At 51.4% G+C, this 22,230-nt stretch carries 19 protein-coding genes; 6 read left to right on the top strand and 13 right to left on the bottom strand.

What is annotated here, in order from left to right; genetic code table 11:
- Positions 1-33: 33 nt before the first annotated feature.
- The 7 genes from NT002_09205 to NT002_09175 all read right to left on the bottom strand — a co-directional run bounded on the left by NT002_09205 (position 34) and on the right by NT002_09175 (position 5,784).
- Positions 34-1,344 (bottom strand): 4Fe-4S dicluster domain-containing protein, encoded by a 1,311-nt coding sequence (locus NT002_09205; GenBank protein MCX6829441.1) that lies wholly within the window; start codon positions 1,342-1,344, stop codon positions 34-36.
- 15 nt (positions 1,345-1,359) lie between these two features.
- Positions 1,360-1,707: a cupin domain-containing protein gene (locus NT002_09200; protein MCX6829440.1), complete on the bottom strand. Its 348-nt coding sequence runs from the start codon at positions 1,705-1,707 to the stop codon at positions 1,360-1,362.
- A gap of 19 nt (positions 1,708-1,726) precedes the next feature.
- A complete protein-coding gene (locus NT002_09195; GenBank protein ID MCX6829439.1) occupies positions 1,727-2,257 on the bottom strand; it encodes a DUF1858 domain-containing protein in 531 nt (176 codons plus the stop codon).
- Positions 2,257-3,501, bottom strand: coding sequence for a DUF438 domain-containing protein (locus tag NT002_09190; GenBank protein MCX6829438.1), 1,245 nt, complete (start codon positions 3,499-3,501; stop codon positions 2,257-2,259). The genes NT002_09195 and NT002_09190 overlap by 1 nt, the downstream gene beginning before the upstream one ends.
- Before the next feature lie 18 nt (positions 3,502-3,519).
- Entirely contained in the window at positions 3,520-4,272 is a 753-nt protein-coding gene (locus tag NT002_09185) for a 4Fe-4S binding protein (GenBank protein MCX6829437.1), read from the bottom strand.
- 81 nt (positions 4,273-4,353) lie between these two features.
- Positions 4,354-5,034, bottom strand: a complete 681-nt coding sequence (locus NT002_09180) for a Crp/Fnr family transcriptional regulator (protein MCX6829436.1) — start codon at positions 5,032-5,034, stop codon at positions 4,354-4,356.
- Positions 5,035-5,091: 57 nt separating this feature from the next.
- A complete protein-coding gene (locus NT002_09175; protein ID MCX6829435.1) occupies positions 5,092-5,784 on the bottom strand; it encodes a ubiquinone/menaquinone biosynthesis methyltransferase in 693 nt (230 codons plus the stop codon).
- Positions 5,785-6,217: 433 nt separating this feature from the next.
- On the opposite strand from NT002_09175, the gene NT002_09170 reads away from it, so the two are divergent.
- The 6 genes from NT002_09170 (at position 6,218) to NT002_09145 (ending at position 13,460) form a co-directional block, all read left to right on the top strand.
- Positions 6,218-7,189 carry a dockerin type I repeat-containing protein gene (locus tag NT002_09170; protein MCX6829434.1) on the top strand — a complete coding sequence of 324 codons (972 nt, stop codon included), beginning with the start codon at positions 6,218-6,220 and terminating at the stop codon, positions 7,187-7,189.
- Positions 7,190-7,287: 98 nt separating this feature from the next.
- A complete protein-coding gene (locus tag NT002_09165; GenBank protein MCX6829433.1) occupies positions 7,288-8,604 on the top strand; it encodes a VCBS repeat-containing protein in 1,317 nt (438 codons plus the stop codon).
- Between the two features lie 141 nt (positions 8,605-8,745).
- Positions 8,746-10,914 (top strand): heavy metal translocating P-type ATPase, encoded by a 2,169-nt coding sequence (locus NT002_09160; GenBank protein MCX6829432.1) that lies wholly within the window; start codon positions 8,746-8,748, stop codon positions 10,912-10,914.
- 341 nt (positions 10,915-11,255) lie between these two features.
- Positions 11,256-11,840: a hypothetical protein gene (locus tag NT002_09155; GenBank protein ID MCX6829431.1), complete on the top strand. Its 585-nt coding sequence runs from the start codon at positions 11,256-11,258 to the stop codon at positions 11,838-11,840.
- 98 nt (positions 11,841-11,938) lie between these two features.
- Positions 11,939-12,481 (top strand): NUDIX hydrolase, encoded by a 543-nt coding sequence (locus tag NT002_09150; GenBank protein ID MCX6829430.1) that lies wholly within the window; start codon positions 11,939-11,941, stop codon positions 12,479-12,481.
- A gap of 49 nt (positions 12,482-12,530) precedes the next feature.
- Positions 12,531-13,460 carry a hypothetical protein gene (locus NT002_09145; protein MCX6829429.1) on the top strand — a complete coding sequence of 310 codons (930 nt, stop codon included), beginning with the start codon at positions 12,531-12,533 and terminating at the stop codon, positions 13,458-13,460.
- Between the two features lie 906 nt (positions 13,461-14,366).
- Here the strand turns inward: NT002_09145 and NT002_09140 are convergent.
- From NT002_09140 to NT002_09115, 6 genes are all read right to left on the bottom strand, one after another.
- Complete coding sequence (locus tag NT002_09140; GenBank protein ID MCX6829428.1) at positions 14,367-16,058, bottom strand: DUF885 domain-containing protein; 1,692 nt, start codon at positions 16,056-16,058, stop codon at positions 14,367-14,369.
- 30 nt (positions 16,059-16,088) lie between these two features.
- Positions 16,089-17,468, bottom strand: a complete 1,380-nt coding sequence (gene rlmD, locus NT002_09135; GenBank protein ID MCX6829427.1) for a 23S rRNA (uracil(1939)-C(5))-methyltransferase RlmD — start codon at positions 17,466-17,468, stop codon at positions 16,089-16,091.
- A gap of 78 nt (positions 17,469-17,546) precedes the next feature.
- Positions 17,547-18,155, bottom strand: coding sequence for a DedA family protein (locus NT002_09130; GenBank protein MCX6829426.1), 609 nt, complete (start codon positions 18,153-18,155; stop codon positions 17,547-17,549).
- A 62-nt stretch (positions 18,156-18,217) separates the two neighbouring features.
- Positions 18,218-19,534, bottom strand: coding sequence for a hemolysin family protein (locus tag NT002_09125; protein MCX6829425.1), 1,317 nt, complete (start codon positions 19,532-19,534; stop codon positions 18,218-18,220).
- A 25-nt stretch (positions 19,535-19,559) separates the two neighbouring features.
- A complete protein-coding gene (gene htpX / locus NT002_09120) occupies positions 19,560-20,417 on the bottom strand; it encodes a zinc metalloprotease HtpX (GenBank protein MCX6829424.1) in 858 nt (285 codons plus the stop codon).
- 140 nt (positions 20,418-20,557) lie between these two features.
- Positions 20,558-22,230: cation:dicarboxylase symporter family transporter (locus NT002_09115; protein ID MCX6829423.1), on the bottom strand; the 1,673-nt coding region annotated here is incomplete at its 5' end.

Here is a 22,230-nt window from a genome sequence, read left to right as displayed (position 1 = left end):
GAAATGTTTCGTCCCTCCGGTCGGGGTAGATTTTCAGATTCTGGCCACGCCCAGAAACAGGGCATGCAATGAAACGACGACGACGATGAAAAGGATTCTGGCCCGGTCGGCATTGAGTCCGAGGAATTTGTATTCCAGCGATTCATCCCGGCAACTCCCCAGGCAATCACCGCAAAGAGTGCAAGATATATTTGGCCGTCTTCTTTTGATATCTTCCATGTTCAGCGCATCGTACCGGCAGGCGACATGACAGATACCGCAGTCGGTGCAGGTGGTGTCATTGATTCGAATTCGGAACGGCGAGAGTTTCCCCAGCCAGTTGGCCAACGGCCCGATCGGACAGTATGCGACACAATGCGTCATTACCCCTGTCTTTCGCGACCAGAATAGCAATATCGCCACTCCGATAAGTCCGAAAGCAATCGCCAGTATGGCGGCAACTGCGCCGGATACACCAAGCAGGCGCAAAATTATTGCCGCCGCAATGACCAGGAAGAGAAGCCCGATTCGTACCATTTGCCGCCATGGCGGCATTTTCATCGGTTTCGCGCGGAGTCGCGAGGCGCTATCATCCCAGGCGCCGATATAGCAGAGATGGCTGCACCAGGCCGGTCCGACCAATAGAACGGTAGCCCCGAAAAGAATCGCCATGAAAAACCCCTGTCCGCGGAAGATTGGGCCGGCCGCAATCAGAGCCGGTACCGGAACATGCAGTTTGCCGGTCATCAGGAATTTTTCCAGCCCCGAAACTCCCAATATGAATTGCGCAAAGAAAACGATTGAGAATATCACCCAGATCCGTCGCCGCCACCGCGCCGATTCCTTCATATCAAGCATCTTTTCCGTGATCCAGGCGGCATATAAAGACAGCCCGAAAATTTCAACCCATCCGGCGCCCGGCAGGAATCGTTCTATTAGAATCACCGGCGGGTTTACGACCAGGTACACGATTGTCAGGGACACTGCGGTTATCAGGAATGCGGTCAGACTGGCGTCGGCTGGGACAGATGTCTCAGGATAGAATTGCCGCAATTTGCGGTTCTCGAGAAGAAGCGCCGCGCCGATCGGTATTATGGCGGCGATACCAAGTATCAGGGACGCCCGAATCCACCCCTGCCCGGCCATCTGGCGCCATTCAATTATATTGAGTATAGTGGAGATCCAAATTACCGCCCCGGCAAACAGGAGAAATTGTACGATACGGATCGCCCAGCGGCGACGTATCAATAACGCCAGAGGAGCCGCCAGCGAAAGAGCCGTCAGGCCGTAATTATCGGCGCGGAGAAAATGCGCTCCCAGAAGCAACGCCGCCAGCAAAGTCGGCAGAATATACCAAGGACTCATCCAGTTCGAAAACCTCTATCCTCGAATCATTATTAAGAGTATCTTTGACCGCTGCGCCGAGTGTACCGCATGCGGCACGTTGGCCGGCATCACCACTGTCTCACCCGCCCTGGCCGGGACCGCTTTTCCGCCGATCGTCAATTCCGTTTCGCCGTCAAGCACCTGCACCATGGCATCAAACGGCGCCGAATGCTCGCTCAATCCCTGACCGGCATCAAAAGCAAAAAGGGTCACCGTTCCGGCCTTGCTTTGCACCAGCGTACGGCTGACAATTGAACCCGGTACGTAATCCAGAATTTTTTCCAGGCGATGAGGTTCGGCCGGTACCAGGCGGCCCGACTCACCACTATTTGATGTGCTCATATTCTTCTCCTGATAATAATCATTTTTGCTTGAAATAGGTCAAGAATTTTTCGGATCCCTCGGATTTGGTCCAGGCCAGATACCCTTTCCCCTTAGCCATGTCGATCAGCGGGGCCGGTATAAAAGGCGTAATTAGCTCATATATTTTACCCGGTTCCAATTCCTTCAATTCATTCATGACCCGGCCGAGCGGATGTTCCCCTTTTTCCAGAATCGGCCCGGCATCGAGCGATTTGGCCACCGCTGAGAAATCAATCCAATCGGGCTTTTCCGCGTTATTCGAACCTGTTTCCTCACCTGTGATTGTCTCTTCCAGTCCGGCCGCCTTGCGAAGGCTGTTGATCATGGTCGCTAAAGGCAACCCGCCAATTTCGGCGGCCTGACGCAATGTCGCCACTTTCGCCACCGTCCGCTGCAGAATTGGATTCCGCAGCCGGGCGAAAACCGGCGACATTTCTATCAGAAAATTCTCGAGGTGCGGATAATTCGCCAGAAGCGTCCCAACTTTGGTATCGGGCGTAATATCAAGCGCCGCCTTTGTCTTATCCATTACCGGCTCCTTTCCTCGGAGTAGCTGAGGAGACGTTTTTCTCCTTTGAGTTTTCTCTTTTCGGTCAGATCCTGGCTGACTTCCAGCGTGCCGAGATATTCGCCCTTCTCGCCTCGCAGCGCGAAATACTCGATACTGATGAATTTGCCTTGCATCTCGATATGGAAAGCCGCTCTATCCTGATTCCCCGATTTGAAATCATCCAGTATATTTTGCACCACATGCACACTCGATGGCGGATGGCACATCTGCACCTGCCGCCCCAGAATCGCCCGATTGCGGGAAAATATCCGCTCTTTTCCCTGAGTGAAATACCGCACCTGATCATCCTTGTCCACGAAAGTCAGGTCAAAAGGGATGGTGTTGAGTACGGCATTCAGCTCCGGCACCGTAAAACTGCCGCTGGGAAGCTGCACCCGTCGTGCATCGGCGGATAATTGCGCCTCGGCCGAAAGTTCTGCGGGGGCCCATTTCTCAACCGGGTCATAAAGACAGAACCCTATTTCCAGACTCTGATTATAAATCGAATACCATTCTTCATCGGTGAGTGTATCCAGACACATCGGGAAAAGAATCTGCTCTTCCTTGTAGATCATCTCCTCCACGGCATTCGAGGCGGGATGAAGCACCAGGTCGATTACCATTTTGAAATCGCCGGCAGAGAGCAAGGCCGATTCCTTAAGCGCTTCTTGCGCCGCTTTCAGGAGCCCGCGCGTTTCGTCGTGCTTCCCCCACATCACGGTCGGCGGGCCGGTAATGCCATGCTTTTCAAGAAAGGGAAAAAGAAGATTCTCCTTCCGTTGATAATGCTTGTCGACATCCATCAATGCATTAAAATGCTTTTTTATTTCAGCGACTCTCTCTGCCACCGGGGTTTTTTCGGGGAGCGCCTTTAATTCATCGTACAATTTGACCAGTGAGCCAACCTCCCAGCCCAAAGCCTTATTTTCCTCTTTGAAAGTATGTACCGGATGTCCGGAAGGCGCCGTCTTGGCGCCGGTCTGGTCGATACTGCCCTTAAGCACGGCGGTATGCATGTCACACAGGTTGAGAATTTCCTTCTCCGGCAGCCCCTCGCCAATCAGTTCTTGCTCCACTTCCACCACATCACCATAGGGGACCTCGCCCATCAGTCGCACCAACTGTGTTCGCACCGCATCCGGCGCCTCACCTTTGTGTAATTGTAAAATCATATGCTTCAAAAGGTCTTTTCTTTTGCGCGCGTCATTGATCAGCTCACTCATAATAATACCTCCCTCAATTTATTGAGTTATTGATTCCTGAATTTCACCGTTAATACCGATTTTATGAAAAGAGAGTGGAATGTCTCTTCCCGAGCCGGTCACCGCCCGGCGTACCAAATGAGCCAGCCCGAAACAGCACGGTACTTCCATATAGACAATTTCGACCGACTCAATATCGTTCTGCGAAAAGATCATGGTCAATTTCTGAAGATACAGCTCGTTTTCGTCCAGCTTGGGGCAGCCGATCAGAAGCACCCGCCCCTCAAGGAACCGGGAGTGAAAATCGGCATAGGCGAAAGGAACACAATCCGCCGCGATAAGAAGTTTCGCCTTCTCGAAATAAGGCGCCTTCACCGGCGCCAGTTTCAACTGCACCGGCCAGTTGCCCAGTTGCGAGGATGTTGCCTCTTTCTTTACATCATGATCTTCCACGGCTAAATGCGCTTTTGGCTGAAGCGTCCGCGACAGGCTTCCCGGGCAGGAAGGATAAGATTGTGCTTCTGCCTGCGGTGCAGCAATCTTTGGCTCCTGGCTTTTCAGGTGGCGGGCAACCGCCTTCGGGTCAAATTCATCCGCCTGACGTTCCTCGATTGTTATTGCATCTTGCGGGCACTCCCCCAGACAAGCCCCCAGACCATCACAATAGGTCTCGCTCACCAGCCGGGCCTTGCCGTCGATTATCTGCAGCGCCCCTTCGATACAGGCCGGGACACAAAGCCCGCACCCATCGCATTTTTCCTCGTCTATCCGGATTAATTTTCTGAAGCTCACTTTTTCAACTCCTTATAAATCGACAATTTCTATCCATATTATCGATAAAAAGGCGCCCGATGGCTTTGACTTAAGTCAAATTTAGAAGATTTTTTCGCCTTCGGCGATGGAATTTAGACGCGTTGAGTCCAGGATTGTGATCCGATTCCCCTCTACTTTGAGAACCCCCAACTCTTTGAGTTTTTTGAGATTGCGTGAGAGGGTTTCTCCCGCTGTCCCTAACCGGCGCGCCAGCTCCCCTTTGGGAATATCAAGGACAATCTGAGCCGATTTTCGTTTCTCGCTTTCTTCCAATAGAAACGAGGCAATCCGGGAGGGCACTTCTTTCAGGGTCAGCTCTTCCACTTTTCGATTGAATTCCCTCAGGAATCCGGCCAGTGACCCGATTATTTTCAACGAAATCTGCGGCGAATCCTTTATTAGATTGATGAATGCCTCTTTGGGGAAAAAGGCCACGGTCGAATTTTCCAACGCGGCGCAGTTGGCCGGAAAACGATCTCCCCGGAAAATCGCCGCCTCGGCAAAAAGCTGCCCCGGCCCGATCTGATGAATGGTATATTCTTTCCCCTCGGATGATCCCTTATAGACCCGCATTTTCCCCGACAGCAGCACGAAAAATCCCGAAGCCGGATCACCCTCCAGAAAAAGAATCTCCCCCTTTACCAGTTTCTTCACCAGACTGATATTGTGAATCGCCTCCAATTCGCTTCTATCCAATCCCGAGCAGAGAAAGCACTGGCTCAACTGATGCAGCGTATCCATAATGTTATCTTCTCAAGTAAATAGTGTTCGGTGCATCGCTGAAAATCGAGGTCATTTCTATTTTACTCCCTTATGTACCGCTATCACGCCGCCGAACATCCTTTTGAAAGTAACCGTCCCGAATCCCGCCTGATGAATTATCCCGGCAAACTCCTCCGGCGGGTAGAAATGGGGTATCGTATGCGAGAGATAGGCATACCCTGCCTTCGAGCCGGAAATCCCGCTCCCGATCGGTTTCACCGCCAGTTTCACGTAGAGATGCATCAATCCGCGCGTCAAGGAAAAGCGCGGCTGGCTGGTCTCGAGATTGACAAAGCATCCGCCCGGCTTCAATACCCGGTGGAATTCCTTTAGATGCTCAATCAGGATATCCCGGCTGATATTGATATTCCGCGTGGCAAAGGAGATAGTTATCAAATCGAAGCTATTATCGGGAAAAGGAAGCACTTTTACATCGGCAATTACAAAGGTGATCCTGTCAGCCTCTTTTTTTTCCGCCGCTTTGCCGAGCATCGGCAACGAGAAATCGGCCGCAAAAACGGAAGTGCCGTTTCTGCTCAACCGCACCAGATTGGCCGCCATTTCGCCGGTTCCGGAACAGACATCGAGCCACCGGGTTCCGCCCCCGGCGGCGGCTATCCGGGCCGCCCGCCGCCGGCAGATTATATCCATCCCGAAAGTCAGAACATGGTTGACCAGTTCATAAGTCTGCGGCACCTCGCCGAATATTTTCTGCACACCTTTGTTCATTTCAATCCTTCACCTATGCGCTCTAAAGCTTTCCCTCTCTAAAATGCTGTCACTCATATACGAAGATAAGTCTCGGAATCGCGGCTGTCAAATGCCGCTCTTTCCTATATGTTCAAGGCCCCTGCAAACCGATTAATCCCTTGACAAAAGACCCATCGGGGCATAAATTATTAGTGGTTAATCACCTACGCCATTACCCCGCGACCACCGATGCCCTCACTGAAAGGACAGATGCCTTTTTGATGTCACCCCGTCTGCGATGGATGAGTTTTCATTGGATGAAATGGCACGGAATCTCGTCAAGAAATAAGCTGGTATTCTTTTAGGAAGGTTGAACTACGGAACAATATTGGAATTTGCCATTCATCATTCAAAGTCCGGAGGATTTTTCCTTTACATAATTCCTTAATTGGGATTAAATGGAGGGATGGTTATGAACAAGGAGATTAAACCGAAACTGGTTTTGGCGCTCTGTGCCTGTTTCATTGTGTTAATCTTCAGCGCCATACCTGCCGCCGCTGCCTGCGGAGATATTGACGGCGACGGTGAATTCGGCCTGACCGACATTACTTATCTGATTAATTACCTATACAGGCATGGGACCGCTCCGATAAATCCTTATTGGGCCGATGTCAACAGCAGTGGCACCTTAAACCTTCAGGATCTCACCGGCCTGATAAAATTCCTTTATCTAAACGGCCCGGCATTACACTGTCCCGGTGTCGTCCATGATGACATGAGGGGCGACTGCCAAATCGGGAGACCTTCCAGTAATAACTCCGACTCTATGGTCGTCGAGGTAATCGGCAATGATCTCCATATCCGTCATTTAAACGCCTTTTACAATTGCTGCCTGCGCTATATGGTCGATTATTATTTTGAGAGAGGGAATATCACCGCGGTTGAATCGGATACCGGAATGCCCTGTGACTGTCTCTGCCCGTTCGACCTGGAATCGGTTCTTTATGGCGTTCCGGCCGGGACTTATATCGTCCGTCTGATAGGCATCTATGGCGATACTGTCGGGATTGATACGGTAATGGTCTCCGGCGGCGATGGCCTGTCGGGTTATGATATCAGTCAGTGCCACGCTGACCTGGCTTTAACATTCCAGACCGATTCCATTGCCTATACCTTTTCCGCCGGCATGCTCACCATGAACCATTATGATGCCGAATTCAATTGTGCCGCAACAATAGTGATTCAGTTTGGCCGGGCCGGCGATACCCTGCGGTTCTATGAAATAAATACTTCGAGTCAGGCCGCCTACTGCCTCTGCTCCTATGATATTACTGCCTCCGCTTCCGGTATCGCACCGGGTGCCTATGTGGCCGAGATTTATCAGTTGCAATACCCCTGGGAGCAACTGCAACTGTTTGATCGTCGAACCGTATATTTGGAGTAATGGTAATAGTTGAATACAGCTGATATTCGAGAAATCCTTAAACCGGGCGGGGCCGGAGAACGGTTCCAGGTACTCGTCGCAAGACAAGAGGGTATGGGATGAAATCAATGATAATGGCTGTCGGCGTGATGATTTTGGCACTCTTCACGGTTGAGGAACTCCATGCTCGGCTCACGATATTCGGGCCACCCGCGAATTATGACGTGACTGGAATTTCCTATTCGGTCTGCACGTCCGATTTCGACCAGAACGGTACCCTTGACCTGGCGGTGGCCAATTATGACGCCAATACCGTTTCCGTCCTGTTGGGGTACGGGAACGGACTCTTTCGAATCGCTATCGATTATGCCGCCGGTTCCGGCCCGTACGCAATATGCGGGGCCGATTTCGACCGCGATGGGGATATCGATCTGGCCACCTCCAATGAATATTCCAACAACATTACCCTCCTGAAAAATGACGGCCACGGCGCCTTTGCCGCTCCGGTCGGCTATCCCTGTGGTGAAAGCCCTTATGCAATCTGCGCCGCCGACCTCAACGGCGATTCCTATTCCGATCTGGCCACAGTTGACAATTATGACAGCAGTGTTATCATTCTGATGAACAAAAAGGATGGTACCTTTCAGACAGCTGTTCATTATACCACGGGCAGCCTTCCCCGTTCGGTAATCTCCGCCGATTTTGACGGCGATGGCGATAATGATCTGGCTGTGGCCAACTTCAATGCCGATAACTTCTCGGTTCTTTTTAATAACGGTGACGGGACATTCAATCCGGCGGTGAATTATGAAGCCGGCCCGGGGGCAACTTCTATCATTGCCGCCGATTTTGACGGCGACGGTGACAAAGATATCGCAGTGGCTAACTATTATAAGCGGAATATTTCGGTTTCTCTGAATTTCGGCAACGGCGCTTTTTCGAGCCCGGCCTTTTATGCCGTCGGCAGCTATCCAACTTCCATCATTGCCGCCGATTTCGACGGTGACGCCGACTATGACCTGGCAATCACCAACGAAGGCTCCAATAACATCTCTATCCTGCGCGGCTACGGTGATGGGCGCTTTCAGGCCACAGTCAATTACGCCGGCGGCCTGCTCCCCCACGGCATCTGCGCGGGTGATTTTGATGCCGATGACGATAACGACCTGGCCGTGGTAAGCGCTGCTTTGGGCAACGCCGGCGTTCTCACTAATACCGCCAATGGCAGCTTCACCTGCGGCGATATCAACGATGACAGCCTTGTCAGCATTCTGGATATGTATTCTTTGATTGATTTCCTCTACCGGCACGGTTATCCCCCGGTTGACCGCCGCGCTGGCGATATTAACGGCCGCGGTCTTATTAATATCCAGGATATTGGCTATTTAATCCGTTTTCTTTACCTGCAGGGACCGGAGCCTGCCTGTATACATTAGTCGATCTTAATTCTGTCGCGCAATGGACGGGCGGCCCGAGCCGCCAGTCCTGCCATTTCCGAACCTGATACCGGCCGGCAAATTTATTTCCACTCCAGCAAAGTTTATTGGCTGCCGATTCGTTATATTGGTATGGCCGAAATGAAGAAGTATCTCTTTAAGATCACCGGGATGGACTGCGCCGAGGAAGTCGCTCTTCTTAAAAAAGAACTCGGCCCGCTGGTCGGGGGCGAAAACAATCTCTCCTTTGATATCCTCAACGGCAAAATGACAGTCAACGTCTCAGCCTCTTGCGATGAAACCACTATCAGTCAGGTGGTTGGCCGCACCGGAATGAAGGCCATTCCCTGGGAGCAATTCATTGCCAAAACGACTCACCCGGCCAAAGACAGATTCTGGAAACGACGTGGAAGAGCTGTCATGTGCATTATCAGCGGCGCTTTTCTGTTGGTCGGGTTTATTTCCCAGTCGATCCGCGAGGGGAGCTTTATCAGCGCTCTGGCCGGGATCCGACCCGAGGGCCTGATTACGGTACTTTTCTATTTGTGCGCTACAATCGCAGGGGCCTGGTTTATCGCCCCTAAAGCTCTTTTTGCCCTTCGACGACTGCGCCCCGATATGAATCTTCTGATGACCATTGCCGCAATCGGCGCCATGGTTCTGGGGGAATGGTTTGAGGCCGCCACCGTGACTTTTCTCTTCTCTGTTGCCCTTCTACTGGAATCATGGAGTGTCGGGCGGGCACGGCGGGCGATCGGTGCCCTGATCGATCTGGCGCCGCTTCGGGCCCGGACAATCTGCCCTCATGACGGCGATATCGAGGAAAAGCCGGTCGAGGAGGTTCTCCCCGGAGCGATTGTTATCGTGCGGCCCGGCGAGAAAATCCCCCTCGACGGTATTATCACAAAAGGATTCAGCACCGTTAATCAGGCTCCGATCACCGGTGAGTCTGCCCCGATCAGAAAAAAAATCGGCGATGAGGTCTTTGGCGGTACTATCAACAACGAAGGCGCTTTTGAATTCAAGGTCACCCGCGCCGCCAATGACACCACGCTTGCGCGGATTATCCACATGGTGGAAGAGGCACAGTCCCGGCGCGCCCCCAGCGAACAGTGGGTCGAAAAGTTCGCCCGTTACTATACTCCCACGATGATGGGATTGGCTGTTTTCATGGCCGTTTTTCATCCGCTCGTTTTCGACGGCGACTGGGTGCGATGGTTCTATGAAGCGCTGGTGGTTCTCGTTATCGCCTGTCCCTGCGCGCTGGTTATTTCTACGCCGGTCAGTATCGTTGCCGGGCTCACCTCGGCCGCCCGCGCCGGAGTGCTTATCAAAGGGGGGATCTTTCTCGAATCTCCCGCGCGGATCAAGGCTATCGCTCTGGATAAGACCGGCACTCTCACTTATGGTCACCCCGAGGTGCAGGAGGTGATTCCTCTCAGCGGTCATACGCCGCCGGAATTGCTCTCCCGCGTCGCTGCGCTGGAACGTCTCAGCGAGCACCCGCTCGCCCAGGCTATTCTCCGTAAGGCCGAAAATGACGGTGTGGTTATACCGGCCCCCGAAAATTTCCAATCCATTAAGGGCAAGGGAGCTGAAGCACATATTGACGGCAAGCAGTACTGGATCGGGAGCCACCGCCTGATGCACGAGCGGGGCGGCGAAACCCCGGAATTTCACAGTTGCGCCCTACAGCTCGAAAAAAATGGCCACTCCGTGGTTGCTATCGGTAATGACAATCATATCTGTGGCCTTATCAGTATCGCCGATGGCATCCGCGAGCAATCAATTAAGGCGGTTCGGGATCTGAAACAATGCGGTGTTGAACATATCATCATGCTGACCGGCGACAACGAGGGAACGGCGCAGGCGGTTGCCGCCGCCACCGGAATCAGCGAATATCGCGCCGAACTTCTCCCGCAGGATAAAGTACGGGCGGTCGAGGAGCTGGTTGCACGGTACAACAATGTAGCCATGGTCGGCGATGGAGTCAATGATGCCCCGGCGATGGCGGCCGCAACGCTCGGCATTGCCATGGGTACCGCCGGCGCCGATGCCGCTATCGAAACGGCCGATATCGCCCTGATTTCCGATGACCTCTCGCGGCTTCCCTGGCTGATCAATCACTCGCGGCGGGTCCTGCGAATAATCAAGCAGAATATCTGGTTTGCGCTGGGGCTGAAGGCGCTCTTTCTGGGGCTGGCAATTGCCGGTCTGGCGACTCTCTGGATGGCGATCATGGCCGACATGGGCGCCTCGCTTCTGGTTATTTTCAACTCCCTCCGTCTTCTCGACGCCAAAACCTCCTGACTCAAATAATATTCATCCTGTCCACCCTACCGAAGTAGTTATTGTAGGTCGTGGTTCCGAGACTCCGCGCCTGCGGAGACGAGAAACCCGACAATCTCTTCTTTGGAATCCCCGCCTGCGAATTCAACTTGACTTCGCGTTAAATGCGGCTATTTTATGGTAGCATAGGCGGAGAATTACAGCTATTGATTTGCACCGGGCTGAGCGATTGAGATTACCGGCTCCTTGGGTGGGTTACCAGTTTAGTATGCAGCGGGCGTCGGGAGACAATAAGGAAGAAGCAAACAGGGAAATGTTAAAAATTGAGCGGGTCAAGGCCCTAAATCGAAGGTAGAACATCAATGCTTATTAATGAGAAGCTGGAATACATCAAATTTATCGGAGAACGGATAAAGCTGCAGCAAGAAGTCAGGGACCGTTGGTTCAAGTATTATCTCACTATTGCAGGCGCAATTTTTGGAACAGCTTTGGCCCTTATAAATCTCATACATGCGGAAGATTTCAATGTTCATCTTTATGCCATATTGTTTGTGTTGTGCATAATTATGTTTCTGATTGGATTTTGTTTTCTGATGATCTACATAAATCAGCGCAAGAATTACCTCCGATTCTTTGATCAAATGAATATAGTGGAGGAGAGCGTAATTCACGATTTGGGGCTTTTTGACGATCAAATTCATGGCAAAAGAAATATTGAACGACCGACTCAACGAAAAGCCCGCCGATTTGGCGCCGATGTTTTTACTATTTGGGTACATATAATCATAAACTCGCTTTATGCTGGATTTGCTAGCCTTTTCATTGAGTTTATTATCTCACGGCAAGCGATGCTTACTCATTTGAATTTATGCATTGGCATATCCATATTTATACTAAGTGCTGTTATTTTGGAGAAAATTAGAGTAATTTCTTTAAAAGATGATTAATCACGGCAATAAATGCTTTATGATTAGCGGCACCAACCAGGAAATTTACATTATTCTGCTTCATAAATTGACAAATAATTATTATTGAAAGGTAATGTATGAATAATGAATTCAAAACTATAGAGAAAAAAGTAATCTACAAAAATAACTGGCTGAAATTGTGTCAGCATAAGATAATCAGAGGAGGAAAGAGTGGTGTTTATACTGTAGTAGAGCGCGCTAATAGTGTGATAATTATCCCTTTATCATATTCGGGCAGGACTGTGCTCTTAAGACAATATCGCTTTCCAACTGGAAATGATTCGTGGGAATTACCCATGGGTTCTGTGGAACCCGGGGAAACATATATAAATGCTGCTCACCGGGAACTGGCCGAAGAAACGGGCATTACAGGAGTAGATGTCACTCAGATAGGTATATTCAATCCAGTGCCGGGTCTGAGTCCGCAGGAAGTCTATGTATTCGTAGCCAAAATTCAAAATAGCAGGATGGAGTCACTAGAACAACCCAAAGCGGTCGATGATATTCAGGAGTTGTCTGTTCTTGCACTTGAGCAAGTTTATGCAATGGCACATAATGGCATTATTACCGATGGCTATACGCTGACAAGCCTGCTTCTGCTTAGACTGTCTAACCTTTGAATTGGAGGAACATCTTGGAAGTAATTATGATGATTTCCGGAGGGTGCAAATGAAAATCGGAGTGATTGGCTGCGGTTGTGTCGGATTCAATACCCTGAAAGCATTCTCAATGAAAGGTCATGAATGCTTAGGATATGATATTGACGAGAAGATTGAAAAGCGAATTGCGGAGGAATTAGGGGAAGCGCACATTGCACATTGCATGGATGACCTTAGAAACTGCACCCTTATCTTCGCATGCGTGCCAACTGAGCAACTAGATGAAACTGGCGCTTGTAATGTAATAATTCTACAGGACATTGTCGAACAGGTGTCTCATCTTGAAGAGTTGCGGGATTATAAGTGTGAGGTATTTGTTCAACGCAGTACATGTCCGCCCGGTACAGCTAAATCGATGAAAAAGCTGTTGCGAAGGACCGAATATGCAGTGAATCCTAGCTTTCTTCGGAAGAATATGCAATGGATTGATACAATCAAACCGGAGAGAATTTCATATGCAGGCAGTGAGTATGCTATTTCGTTGCTAGACAAAGTGTATGAACCTTTTGAATGTTCAGCGATTTATAAATCGGAAAATATGGAAGTTGTCGAACTGTTAAAATATTGTGAAAATGTGGTTGATGCAGTTCTTATTAGCTTATGGAACGAATTGCTTATGACTTCTGATTGCTTAGGAATAAGCAGGGACGATTTCACAAGTATGATCGATGCCTTTACGGCCAGACCCAAATTCGCCTCTTCGCTCAGAATCCCTAGCAAGGCGTTTGGATTGTGGTGTTTGCCTAAGGACGTCGCGGCTTTCATTCATATGATTAACCAGTATAATGGCTTACACTTCGTACTTCAAGGCGCAAAGGAAACCAATGACTTTATGGCAGCGCATAACGGCGTTAACGAATTACCAGCCTCTGATCTATACGAAATAAAGAATGGGCGAATCATTCCTACAAAACAGGCTAGGATATTGCTTCACTTATAGCAATAATATAGTCTTACAAGGTCGAAGCCCCCGGGGATTCGACACTCTCGAATGTGAAACCATGGTAGTTTGATAGCCGTGCCGATGAAATATAAAGAGTCGAAAGTGCAGGACTTTCGACCTATAAAATTTGTGTCATAGCAGAGCGGGTCAAACCCCCTGAGCCTGTCCCGAACCCTTGGTCGGGGGCTTCAATACTTACCACCACTCATAGTTCCGCTGGGTCTTCGGCCGCCGCCTATGGCGGCGGGCGTGACCCTGCGGCCTACCCCCTTTCAAAATCCACTTCGAATCGATGGTGATCTGGGTCCTCCCCCCATTAATAGAATGCACAGCTATTTATATGTCTAAAGTCAAAAAGCAATTTATCGTTTGTTCCAATGTCAAGAACTGTCACCGGAGCCGCATCTTTCCCAAATTCGCTACTAAAACACAACAAAAGAATACAAAAGTGAAGAAACGAACTCCTCCCACCCCGCCCCCCATGTTTCGCCTAACCTCTTGCCCTACAAGCAGAATGCCCGCCGCGCGCGGTGGCCTTCAGTCTTCCCCTTTACTGCCCCGGCTGGCGCTGCCTCCTCCAACGGGGCCACAACCCCCAATCAACCGGGGAGAAATATGGGTCCCCTAAAAACGAGGAAACGAACCCATTTCAGCCAACCCTCTCAATGCACCCAACCCATTCTCCGCCAACAAATAAACAGAATGTGATTGTGATTTTGAGAGGTGCCGGATTTTGAAAAGCGAACCCAAATTTACCAAGTCATTGAAAAACAAGGAATTGACTGTTTTTCGTCGGATTGCTTTTCCCGGGCCGCCCCGCAAGTCATTGTTCATCAGCGACTGTGTCAGGTCTGCGAGAAACCTGACCTACAAAAATTAAGAGGCGAAGAATTCAATATCTTGTCATTTTAGATTCCAGATTTCCCACAACAGGCGCGGGGGGACCATCCCCTCGGAAAGATATTTGTCATGGAAATCTTTCATTGAGAATTTATCGCCCTCTCTGGCTTTAAAAGCATCGCGGAGTTTCATCACCTCGGTCTTGCCGATCAGGTAACTCATCGGGATAGTGGGGGTGAGAGTATAGCGATTAACCTCGGTGCGGATGAACTGGGAATCGGAATCAAGCGCTTTGGACATCCACTGTACCGCCTCATCGGTACTCATCTTGCCGGTGTGCAGTTTGGCATCGACCACGATGCGGGCGGCGCGGAACATGATGCCGCCGAGGACCCCGAGATAGGGGCGCTTGTCACTGCCGTAGAAGCCGTTGTCATACATCATCTGCTCGCAGTACAATGCCCAACCCTCGATATAGCAGTTGTTCTCCTGCCATTTCCTGACGCTGCTCGGTATGCGAGCGCTCATCATGAACTGCATGTGATGACCGGGGTATCCCTCGTGCACCACCGAGCCTTTGAAGCCGCGGCGGAGAATGTAACGATAACGGGCCTCGCGCTGCCCCTCATCGAGCGAATCGGGAATGGGGCGGACATAGAAATAACCGGTCTGGTCGGAATTGAATGTTCCGGGGGGCTGGTAAGCAATGCCGCCTGTTATATTTCTCATGAAGACCGGGGTCTCAACGGCGATGCAGGCGCCGATATTATCGGGAACGGTCAGGACATCATGCTCCCGGAGATATAGCTTGGTCTGCTCGATTTCCCAGTTGTAATAGTTGAGGACATCATATTTGCTGAGGCAGTCGATGGCAAATACGGAATCGACCGGAACGGGATTCGCCTCCAGAAAGAGTTCATAGGCTTTATAGAGGGAATCGGTTACGGCCAGGAGATTCTCGCCGATTTTGATCAGGGAATCGGAATCATAATCAAGGAAATATTCATTTTTCAGTTTAAAATCGAATTCGGTTTTTCCGATGGCAAAGGCGTTGGGGTCGCCAGAGGGGAGATTTTGAAGAAATTTCTGGTAGTCCTGCATGGCGGCAATCGCCCTCTGCACGGCGGCATCAATTTCGCCGGTCAGGTCGGGCAATTGGAATTTCAGCTCCTCGGCGGCCTTTTTATAGAACTCGACTCCGGTATAGGCCATTTCGTGCGCCAGTTTGATATAGACGGGGGCCGGTTTTTTCAAATTCAATTTGGCCTGCGCCAGTAAATCGGGAACCAGTTTCCATCGGGCGATAATATTCTGCCCGCGTTGCTCAAAGGGTGCATACGGCGAATTCAGAATCAGGTAGGTGCCGGTAACGGCATCATCAACATATATATAGGGATTTCTGACATGCCATTTTATTCGCTCGAGATTCTGCAGGGCGATATCGACATTGCTCTTCAGCAGTTTCCAGTCTATCTGTCCCTCGGGGGAAAGAAGATTGCTTTTAAACTGGTTGAGGCGGGACTGAAATTTTTTGAGTTTGCCCACCTCGGCGCGAATCGATTTGGAGGAGTAATCGGTAAAGAGATAGTCGTAAGTGTGTATGCCTTTGCCCGTGGAAACCACCGGATAAAAGCTCTGCAGGTTTTGCAGAATTTCCTCGGCCAGCCCGGCAAGGGTGTTGTCGGTCGGATTTTGCGCCCAGAGGCACGGCGCAAACAGCACCATGACCGCCAGAATCGTTAATCTCCTTTTCATCACACCTCCATATGATATAATTTTATTTTTCTATTTATGAAAACCGGCGACCAGTTCGATATGCATTGTGTGCGGAAACATATCAACCGGGATAATTCGTCCGATTTTGTATCCGGCCTGGATCAAATATGCGGCATCACGCGCAAAAGTGGCCGGGTTGCATGAAATATAGACCAGGCGGGGATAATTCAGCTCGGCCAGTCTTCGAAGCGCTTTGGGGTGCAATCCGGCCCGCGGCGGATCAATGACCGTACAGGTGATGCCATCGAGTAATTCCGGATTATTCCGCAATATATCCTGCACTGAGCCGATATGGAATTGAATGTTGCTTATATCGTTGAGAGCCGCATTCTCGTGCGCCGCCCGGACTGCGGATGGTTCCAGCTCAATGCCGACGACCGTCTGCACCAAACCGGAGGCGCAGAGGCCGATAGTCCCGGTGCCGCAGTAGAGGTCAAGGAGACGATCCTCTTTCTGCGGGGCCAGAATCTCATAGGCCGTACGATACAAACGCTCGGCCTGTTCGGTATTGGTCTGGAAAAATGAATTGGCGTAGATGCGGAAAGTGCGGTCGAGGAGTTTTTCCTCGATATATCCCGGGCCGTACAGAATATTCTCGTATTCCCCTCTGGCGATATTGGATTTGCCGCCGTTGACGTTTTGCACTATGGTGGTGATTTCGGGAACGGCATTCAGGGCGCTTTCGAGCATTTCGGATTGACAGGGGAGGGTGCCTTCGGCCGTGACAATGTTGAGCATGATTTGCCCGGTGCGGCGCGCCTCACGGATAGCCAGGAAGCGAAGATGTCCGGTATGTTTGAGAATATCATAAACGGGGATATTCTTTTCGGTCACGAAGGAGCGAAACCAGGCGGCAATACGATTGGATGTTTCCGACTGCAGAAGGCATTCTTTCAGGTTAAAGATTTGGTCGAAATGGCCGCGCCGGTGCAATCCCAAGACAAAACCGTTTTCAGCGGTGGTATTGAGCGAGAATTCCATTTTATTGCGGTAGAAGAACTGCTTTTCCGAACCGACGGTCGGCTCGACCTCGATATCGTCGATTCGACCTATATGAAGCAGGCAATCAACCACCTGTTTCCGTTTGAAATAGAGCTGGCGGTCGTAGTCAAGGTCCTGCCAGGTACAGCCGCCGCAGATACCGAAATGAGTGCAGGGGGCGGTCACCCGGTCGGGGGAACGGGTGATTATTTCGGTCACCCGGGCGAAATTGTATCGGGCCTTCTTACGAACTATTTCGCCGCGGACTTTCTCACCGGGAAGGCCGGCATCGAAGAAAGTCACTTTGCCGCCGATTTCGCCGACCGCTTTGCCATTGAAGGCCAGATCGGTAATATCGGATTCAAATATCCGGCGGGTGCGGTTTTCATCGCTGACTTGTGACATCATTGGGAATATAGCATTTCCGAGGCGTCATTAAAAGCCCAAAAGGGGCTGTGATGGCGAAAAGGTAAAATAGAAGGATTCCTATTTTTTGAACTTATGCCAGACAAAGAAGGCGATTCCGGCAACGATGAATAAGCCGATGACAATATCGGCCTGGTGGAAATATTTCCCCAGCGTGGTCCAATTGTCGCCGAGGACTTTGCCGATATAAGCCAGCGCCCAACACCAGGGGAGAGATCCGAGAAAGGTAAAAAGAACGAATTTGATGAAATTCATCCGGGCGATGCCGGCCGGAAGGGATATGAAAGTGCGAACGACGGGGAGAAGGCGGGAGACGAAGATGGCGGTGTCGCCGTATTTCCTGGTCCAGTGCTCGGCGGTGTCAATATCCTTTTTGGAAAGGAGGATGTACTTCCCGTATTTTTCGAGAAAGGGCCGTCCGCCGTAATAACCGGCCAGATATGCCACCACCGAGCCAAGCACGCAACCCAGCGCCCCGGCGACCGATACGCCCAGCATGGTGAACCGCCCGCCGGATACCAGCGAGCCGGAGAAAGGCATGATTATTTCGGAAGGAAGGGGGATACAGGCCGATTCGATTCCCATGGTGACAACGATGCCAAGGTATCCCATTTGGGAAATGATATTGATGATCCACTGGGCGACGGGTTGTATGATGGCTTCAAACATGGTCTGCTTTTTCCTCCTACCGTCCGAAAAGCGGTTTTCTGAAAAAGGCGGCGGTTTAAATTCTACGCTTTTGCCGAATCTCCTGGTTCCATCTTTTCGATTCGGAGCCTTTTGAGTCGATTCCCCTCGGCCTCTAGGACGGTGAATTTCAGATGCGCGATGACGATTTCCTCCCCTTTGACGGCGGGATGGCCGAGCTGATCGAAAACCAGGCCGGCCAGGGTGTGCGGGCCAACCTCGGGCAGATGCGTATCGAATTGATCGTTGAGGTCATCAACACGGAGCGAACCGGCGGCGAAAGCGACTGTCTCACTTCTGGCGACAAACTCTCTCTGCTCTGTATCGTACTCATCCTGAATCTCCCCGACGATTTCCTCGAGTAGATCCTCCAGTGTGATCAGTCCGGCGGTACCGCCGAATTCATCCAGCACTATCGCGGCATGCAGCCGTCTTTGTTTGAAAGTGCCCAATAGGATGTTGAGCTTCATGGAGTCGGGAATAAAGAGCGGCTTGCGGATAATATCCTTGATGATGATCACTTCTCCATGCTGCATCACGCGGATAATATCTTTGGTATAGATAATTCCGACAATATTATCGAGCGTTCCCTGATAGACCGGATAGCGCGAGAAACCGTTCTCGGTGATTATCCGAAGGATTTTCGGAGTGGCCTCGTTGATGTCTATCCCGACGATCTCGATGCGGGGAGTCATTGCCTGCCGGGCAATAGTATCGGAGAAGTCAAAGACGGAATGAATCAATCTCTGTTCGGTGGAATCAAAGACCCCTTTTTCGAGCCCCTCAGCGATCAGGAGATTGATATCATCCTCGGTGATGGCGCTTCTTTCGGAGATAGGCTTCAATCCCAGAAGACTAATGATTGCTTTGGCCGCCCCGGAGAGCAGCCGCACCAGAAAGAAACTCCCTTTAATGAACCAGGTCATCGGTCCCGACACGGCGAGGGCGATTCGTTCCGGACGGGCCAGGGCGATATACTTGGGAACCAGTTCTCCTATCACTACCGAGAGGAAGGAGATGGAAAAAACGACGATGAAGAAAGAGATCGGTCGGGCGGCATGGGCAACGGCATCAATCGGTATGCGGGCGATAAAAGGGATGAGAGAGTCAACAATGGTCATACCCCCGAAGACTCCGGCGAGGGTGCCGATAAAAGTAATCCCGACCTGGACGGTGGCCAGGAAGGCTTCGGGCCGGGCATGAATTTTCTCGGCGCGGGCGGCGGCGATGCGCCCCTGCTTGGCCATCCGTTTCAGTTTGGTCTTGCGGCTGGCAATGATGGAGAATTCCGAAAGGGCAAAGAAGCCGTTAGCCGCAATGAGAAGCAGAATGGCCAGGATTTCGACGTATATATTATTCATCCCAATGTGGGGTCAGCCTTAATTTCTATTGGGTGGGACCGCCGTACTGCAACTGCTCCAGCCGCTTGATTCGTTCTTCAACCGGCGGATGGGTCGAAAAAATGGAGGCAAATCCCCGGCCGGAAAGCGGATTGGCGATGAACAGGTGTGCGGTTGCGGGGCGTTCATCCAGATTCATCCGGAACGGCGCCGTGTGCAATTTTTTTAAAGCTGAGGCCAGCGGCAGATACTGCCCGGTGACTCGGCCTCCCTCAGCATCGGCCTTATACTCGCGGCTGCGGGAAATGGCCATCTGTATCAGCAGGGCGGCGATGGGGCTTACAATCATGACAACAATAAGCACGATGGGATTACCGCCCCGATCGTTGTTGTGGGAACCGCCGCCGAAGATCATCCCCCAGCGGGCCATCGAAGCGAGCATGCCAATCGCCCCGGCCAATGTGGCGGCAACGGTACCAATAAGCATATCACGATTTGCGATATGGGCCAATTCATGCCCGATGACTCCCTCCAGTTCGCTGTCATTGAGCATTTCCAGAAGTCCCTCGGTGGCGGCCACGGCGGCATGATTTTCATTCCGGCCGGTGGCAAAGGCGTTGGGGGCTTTGGAGGGGATGATATAGGTTTTCGGCATCGGCAGCAGCGCTTTCTGTGAAGCCATGCTGACGACGCGGTGGAGACGGCGACAGGTGGTCTCATTGACCTCTTTCGCCTTATACATTTTCAGGACAATCTTATCGGAAAACCAGTAAGTTACCATATTCATCGCCGCGGCCAGTACAAAAGCGATTACCATCCCGCCTCTCCCACCGAGGAGATATCCAACGAAGACAAAGACCAGCGTCAGAAGGAGCAGCAAGAAGGCAACTTTAAAGCTATTCATCTTTTCAACACCTCTTTATCAATTATGGCTCATTAAAGCGACCGGCTGATTCGGTCAACAATCTCTTCACTTAATTAAACCATTAAAAGCCTGAAAGGTTTGGCAAACTTTCAGGCTGATTATTCAATATCCATATGGATTTATTTGCTGGGATGTTTCTTTTTTATTCTGCCCCAGGCATCCTCAGTTTCTTCCGGTTTCGGCTCCGCGGGCGGAGTTTCTTTCGGGCGCGGCTGTTCAACCGGTGCAGGAATCTCGGGAATGACTGCCGGTTTTTCCACTACCGGTTCCGGGGAGGGTTCTGTCACACCCTTATCGGCTTTTTCCTCGCCGCCGAAGAAATCGAACTTGGGAATTCCCTTTTCAAAGAATTCATCCTTCTTAGGCTCGGTAATGGCCGGCTGTGGTTCCGGCGCGGCGCTTACAGGCACCGGCGGCGGAGTTAATTGTTTGCGAAGTCTTTCCAGATCCCGTTCAATCGTATCTTTGGAAATAGGCGCCGGTTCCTTGCGGGTTCTTTCTCTTGGTTCGGGTCTCGGCTCGGACCTTCTTCCGCGCTCGTATCCGGGACGGTGTTCCTCCTGTTTCCGCGGCCTTTTCTGATATGGCTGATTGCGGTCGCCACGGGGGCGGCTTTCGTACCGCTCTGTTCTGACCGGTCGATCAGGGCGTGTCGGTCTCGTTTCGGCAGGCTTGATCGGTTCGCCGGGAACGCGCGGCGGCACGCGAGCGGGAGCTTTTGTTTCGGTCACGCCAGCGATGATAACGGAGCCGACCGCATCACTCCAGACATTGACCGCCGAGCGGCAGCGATCCAAAAACCAGTCGATTACCCAGATAACACCAATCCCCTCAATCGGCAGACCGACCGGCGCCATCACCATTACCATGGTGATCGCCCCGGCATGGGGGATTCCGGCGGCGGCAACCGATGTGAACATGGCGGTCAGGAGAACCACGACCTGTTGCGCGATAGTCAAATTGATGCCGTAAAGCTGCGCCACAAAGATGACTGCAGCTCCCTGAAACAGGACGGTGCCATCCATATTAAGGGCGGCTCCGCGCGGAAGAGAGGTAGCGGCCGGGCGCAACCCGCCGTGGCTTTTATCCAGAGGAGAGTCAACCGCGACATGGAAATTTGGTGAGGAGGAACCGGTAATGAAGGTTCCCCATAAGGCCTGCCCGATTTTTGAAGCATATTGCAAGGGATTCTTGCGCCCGAAACCGGCCATTATTAAGGGCAGGATTATCAGGCCATGGATGGCCAGACCGATGACGACCACGAGGGCAAAAAGACCGATGCTCAAGGCCAGTTTCATGGGGTCGGGATTTTGCGCGACGGTCCCGCCGACCAGAACCAGCACACCGACCGGGGCCGCGAAAACCAAAAAGTAGAGCAGTTTTCGCAGCGCTTTCAGCAGCGCATTGAAGAAATCGAAAACCGGTTTTCCGGCAATCCCGAGAGTGGAAAGAGCGCCCCCGAAAGCAATGGCGATGAAAATCAGGCCGAGTGTTCTTCCCGTCATAACAGCCTGAAAAAGATTCGGCGGCACCAGGGTCGCGATAAGGTCGCCGATTCCGGTGTCGGTGCTCTGGGGGGTCAGGTTGGGAAGCGCCCCCGGTTTGATAATGTCGGCCAGAATTATGCCGATCAGTGCGGCAATGCCCGAGACGGTGAAGAAATAGAGGAGAGTTTTTCCGGAAGTTCTCCCCAATTTGCGGAAATCATCAAGAGAGGCGACGGCAACCACTAGAGATACCATGACCAGAGGAACTGCAATCAATTTCATTGCGTTCAGGAAGATGACGCCAA

It is taken from the genome of Candidatus Zixiibacteriota bacterium, from assembly GCA_026397505.1.
GTDB lineage: Bacteria > Zixibacteria > MSB-5A5 > GN15 > PGXB01 > JAPLUR01.
This window is presented reverse-complemented; position numbering and strand designations above follow the sequence as displayed.